Genomic DNA, 3,773 nt, shown 5'->3' with positions numbered 1-3,773 from the left:
GGCGGAGCGGATCGCGGACGCGCTCGCTTAAATCGCGACGAGCGATCCAGGGATGCCGGGAACATCGACCCGGAAGGAGAAGAGGTTCCCCGCCTGAGGCTGCCGCTCGAGCTCTTCCGGCTTCAGGAGCTGGCGAGCGGTGGTCGCGAAGACCGTCTTGAGGTCCGGGCCGCCGAATGCGAGCTTGGTGATGTTGCCGACCGGGAAGCGCACGCGCTCGACGAGCTCCCCGGCGGGCGAATAGCGGAGCGCCTGCCAGCCGTTGTACATGCCCACCCAGACGCAGCCCTCGCTGTCGATCGTCGGACCGTCGGGGTTGCCGTCCTCAGGAGCAATGCGGACGAACGGGCGGGCGGGCCCGAGCGAGCCGTCATCCGCAACGTCGCAGGCATCGATCGTCCGCGCCAGCGTATCGATGAAGTAGAGGATGCGCCCGTCGGGCGAGAGCGCCGGGCCGTTGGTGATGCAGATGTTGGTGAGGCCGGTGTGGATCACCTGGCCGTTTTCAAAGCGGTAGAAGCTTCCCGAGGTATCGCGCTCCCCGTTGTGCATCGTGCCGAACCAGATCCGCCCGGCGGGATCGACGACGCCGTCGTTCAGCCGATTCTCCGGAAGGTGCGAATCCACCTCGGCGATGCGCTCGAAATCGCCGCTCACCTCGTTGAAGCGGTGAAGACCGCTCATGAGCCCGGCCACGAAGCCGCCACCCGCCGCTGGAAGGACGAAGCCTACCTGCTCGGGCGCGTCCCAGCTCTTCCGCCCGCCGCTCTCCGGATCGAAGCGGTGGATTTGCTGACGCTTGATGTCGGTGAACCAGAGCGCGCGGTCCCGCTCCACCCAGACCGGCCCCTCGCCAAGCTCGGCGCCGACGTCCCAAACGCTTACCGGCTCGCTCGCAACCACCTTCATCTCCTTCGCCAACGCCTGCCGATGCGACTTAGGCGTCCGCGGAAATCGTCGCAATCACCGTCCGGTTTGCTAGAGGGGCGCCTGCAACGGGGTTTTCGAAACATGCATCCGATCAAGATCGAATATCAGCGCCTGCCGCATGGCGAAGGCCTCCCGCTTCCCGCTTATGCCAGCGAGCACGCGGCAGGCCTCGACGTCGTGGCGGCGGAGAGCCTGACCCTGGCGCCGGGCGAGCGGCATGCGGTCGCCACCGGCTTCGCGATCGCGATCCCGAACGGCTATGAAGTGCAGGTGCGCCCGCGCTCCGGCCTAGCGCTGAGGCACGGCATCACCTGCCTCAACACGCCGGGCACGATCGACAGCGACTATCGGGGAGAGGTGAAGGTGATCCTCGCCAATCTCGGCGCCGAACCATTCGAGGTGGTGCGCGGCGAGCGGATCGCGCAGCTCGTTCCGGCGCCGGTCCAGCGGGCCCTGTTCACCGAAGTAGGCGTGCTCGGCGAGACCCGGCGGGGCTCCGGCGGGTTCGGATCGACCGGGCGGTGAGCCTCAGCGACGCGCAGCTCGACCGCTACGCCCGGCATATCGTCCTCAAGGAGATTGGCGGCGAAGGCCAGGGGAAGCTGCTGGCAGCGCACGTGGTGCTGATCGGCGTCGGCGGGATCGGATCGCCCGCGCTCCAGTATCTGGCGGCGGCGGGGGTCGGCCGACTGACGGCGATCGACGACGATGTCGTGAGCCTCGACAATCTCCAGCGCCAGATCCTGTTCGCCACCGGTGACGTCGGCCGCGCGAAGGTGGAGGTCGCGGCTGAAACAGTGGCCGGCCTGAACCCGGATGTGCGGTTCGAAGGCGTTCGGACGCGCCTTACTGCCGGGAATGCGGCGGATCTGGTCATGGGGGCGGACGCTGTCCTCGACGGTAGCGACAATTTCGCGACGCGGCTGATCGTCTCCGATCAATGCACCGCGGCGCGCATCCCACTCGTGTCGGCGGCGATCGGGCAGTTCCAGGCGCAGGTTGGGACGTTCCGCGGGTGGGAGGCGGACGCGCCCTGCTACCGCTGCTTCGTCGGCGACGCTTTCGATGCCGAGGATTGCGACAGCTGCTCCGAACTCGGCGTGCTGGGCGCGATGGCGGGCATTGCGGGGAGCTTCGCGGCGCTGGAGGCGATCCGCCAGGTCGTCGGCTTCGGCGGCAACGCCACCGGCAAGCTTCACGTCTTCGACGGCCTTGCTCCCGGCATGCGCGCCATCCGTATCGTCAAGGATCCCGCCTGCCGAGCTTGCGGCGCGCAGGCGATGGTAAACGGCTCTTAAACCATGTTCCCGCTAGGGTCCCCGGCGGGAGGAGGCTTGCGCGGGGAAAGATGGAACGTTCGAAGGCCTCTGAGGGCGTTGCCCGTGCGGACCTGCAGCGGCTGCTGTTCGTAGCGACGCTCGGACTGGCGGCTGCGATCGTCACGTGGTTCATCTATTTGTCGGTCCCCGTCGCAAGCTGGCTCGGGGCCGACTTCAGGGTCTTCTGGGCAGCAAGCCGCCTTCCGGGCGGCATGGTCTACGATCAGGCGGCGCTCATGGCGGCGCTGGTGGCGCTGGGGGAGACCGGCCTCCGTGCCTTCGTAAGCCCGCCCACGCTGCTGCTGGCGATGAAGCCTCTTGCAGCGATGCCGATGTGGGCGGCCTGTGCGATATGGACCGCCCTCGGCCTCACACTCTTCATCTCCGCAGTCGAACGAAGCGCCGGCAGGCCGGCATTGCTCGCGCTGCCGGTCGCCCCTGCCTTTCATTGGGCCGTGATCGCCGGCCAGGTGACGTTGATCGTGGGCGGCCTGATCCATTGGGCTCTGGTCCTGCTCTCGCGCCGGCCGACCGCGGCCGGCATCCTGTTCGCCTGCGCTGCGCTTCTGAAGCCGCAGGCGGCGTTGCTCGTGCCGGTGGCGCTGATCGCCAGCCGGGAATGGCGGGCGCTGCTCTCGGCGCTGGCGGCCGGGGCGACCGTCGGAATCGTCTCCCTGCTGCTCCAGGGCCCGCCCCTCTGGTTCGGCTGGCTGGAGGCGGTCGCGGACTTCGACGCCCTCATCCGGAGCAACGGCTTCATCGCCAACGGCATCACCCCCGCGGCTCTCAGCCATTCGGCGGGCCTCGGCGGCTCCGCAGCTCTTGCCACCGCCGCCGGAGGCGCGCTGCTGGGCCTCGCCTGCTGCTGGCATGTCTTCCGCCGATCGGACGACCCGGCGCTCCGGGGAGGCGCCATCGTCTGCGGAAGCCTGCTCTGCACGCCCTATGCCCTTCCTTACGAAGCCGCATCGCTGCTGCCGGCAGCGGCGCTGCTGCTGACTCGGCCGGGTGTCCGTCGGGCCAGCCTCCCCGCAGCCGCGCTTGCGATCTGCTTCCCCTTCTCCCCGACCACTCCAATCATCTTCGCGGCCGGGCTGCTCTGGGCAGTGTGGGCTAAGCCTTCTTCTTCTTGGCCGGAGCCTTCTTCTTCGGAGCCGCTTTCTTCGCCCGTCCCTTCTTCGCCGGCGGGCCCTTAGCGGCGCGATCATCGATCAGCTGCGCGGCCTCCTCGATCGTCAGCGCATCGGGTGAGAGCGACTTCGGGAGCGTGGCGTTGGTGGTGCCGTCGGTGACGTAGGGGCCGAACCGGCCCTCCATCAGCTTGATCTCGGCTTCGGTGCGGGGGTGGGCGCCCAGCACCTTCAGCGGCTCACGCGATCCGCGCGCGCGGCCGCCGCCCGCGGCTGCCTCGGCCAGCTTCACCACCGCCGCATTCATGCCGGTCTCGAATACGTCGGCGGTGGAGCCGAGCTTCGCATATTTGCCGTCATGCGCGAGATAGGGCCCGTAGCGGCCGATCGAGGC

General features: G+C 68.6%; 5 protein-coding genes. 3 read left to right on the top strand and 2 right to left on the bottom strand.

Going from position 1 to position 3,773, the window contains the following annotated elements:
- Positions 1-27: 27 nt before the first annotated feature.
- Positions 28-909 (bottom strand): SMP-30/gluconolactonase/LRE family protein, encoded by an 882-nt coding sequence (locus tag VF662_RS08190; protein WP_464139738.1) that lies wholly within the window; start codon positions 907-909, stop codon positions 28-30.
- A gap of 102 nt (positions 910-1,011) precedes the next feature.
- Here VF662_RS08190 and dut point away from each other — a divergent pair, with 102 nt between their 5' ends.
- The 3 genes from dut to VF662_RS08175 are packed head-to-tail and all read left to right on the top strand — an operon-like array spanning position 1,012 to position 3,445.
- A complete protein-coding gene (dut, locus tag VF662_RS08185) occupies positions 1,012-1,455 on the top strand; it encodes a dUTP diphosphatase (RefSeq protein WP_464139736.1) in 444 nt (147 codons plus the stop codon).
- Positions 1,452-2,228, top strand: coding sequence for a HesA/MoeB/ThiF family protein (locus VF662_RS08180; RefSeq protein ID WP_464139734.1), 777 nt, complete (start codon positions 1,452-1,454; stop codon positions 2,226-2,228). Before dut ends, VF662_RS08180 begins: the two co-directional genes overlap by 4 nt.
- 50 nt (positions 2,229-2,278) lie before the next feature.
- A complete protein-coding gene (locus VF662_RS08175; protein WP_464139732.1) occupies positions 2,279-3,445 on the top strand; it encodes a glycosyltransferase family 87 protein in 1,167 nt (388 codons plus the stop codon).
- Here the strand turns inward: VF662_RS08175 and VF662_RS08170 are convergent.
- Positions 3,363-3,773 (bottom strand): topoisomerase C-terminal repeat-containing protein (locus VF662_RS08170; RefSeq protein ID WP_464139730.1); only part of this gene is annotated, 411 nt, incomplete at its 5' end. The genes VF662_RS08175 and VF662_RS08170 overlap by 83 nt on opposite strands.

It is taken from the genome of Allosphingosinicella sp. (assembly GCF_036387215.1).
GTDB lineage: Bacteria > Pseudomonadota > Alphaproteobacteria > Sphingomonadales > Sphingomonadaceae > Allosphingosinicella.
This window is presented reverse-complemented; position numbering and strand designations above follow the sequence as displayed.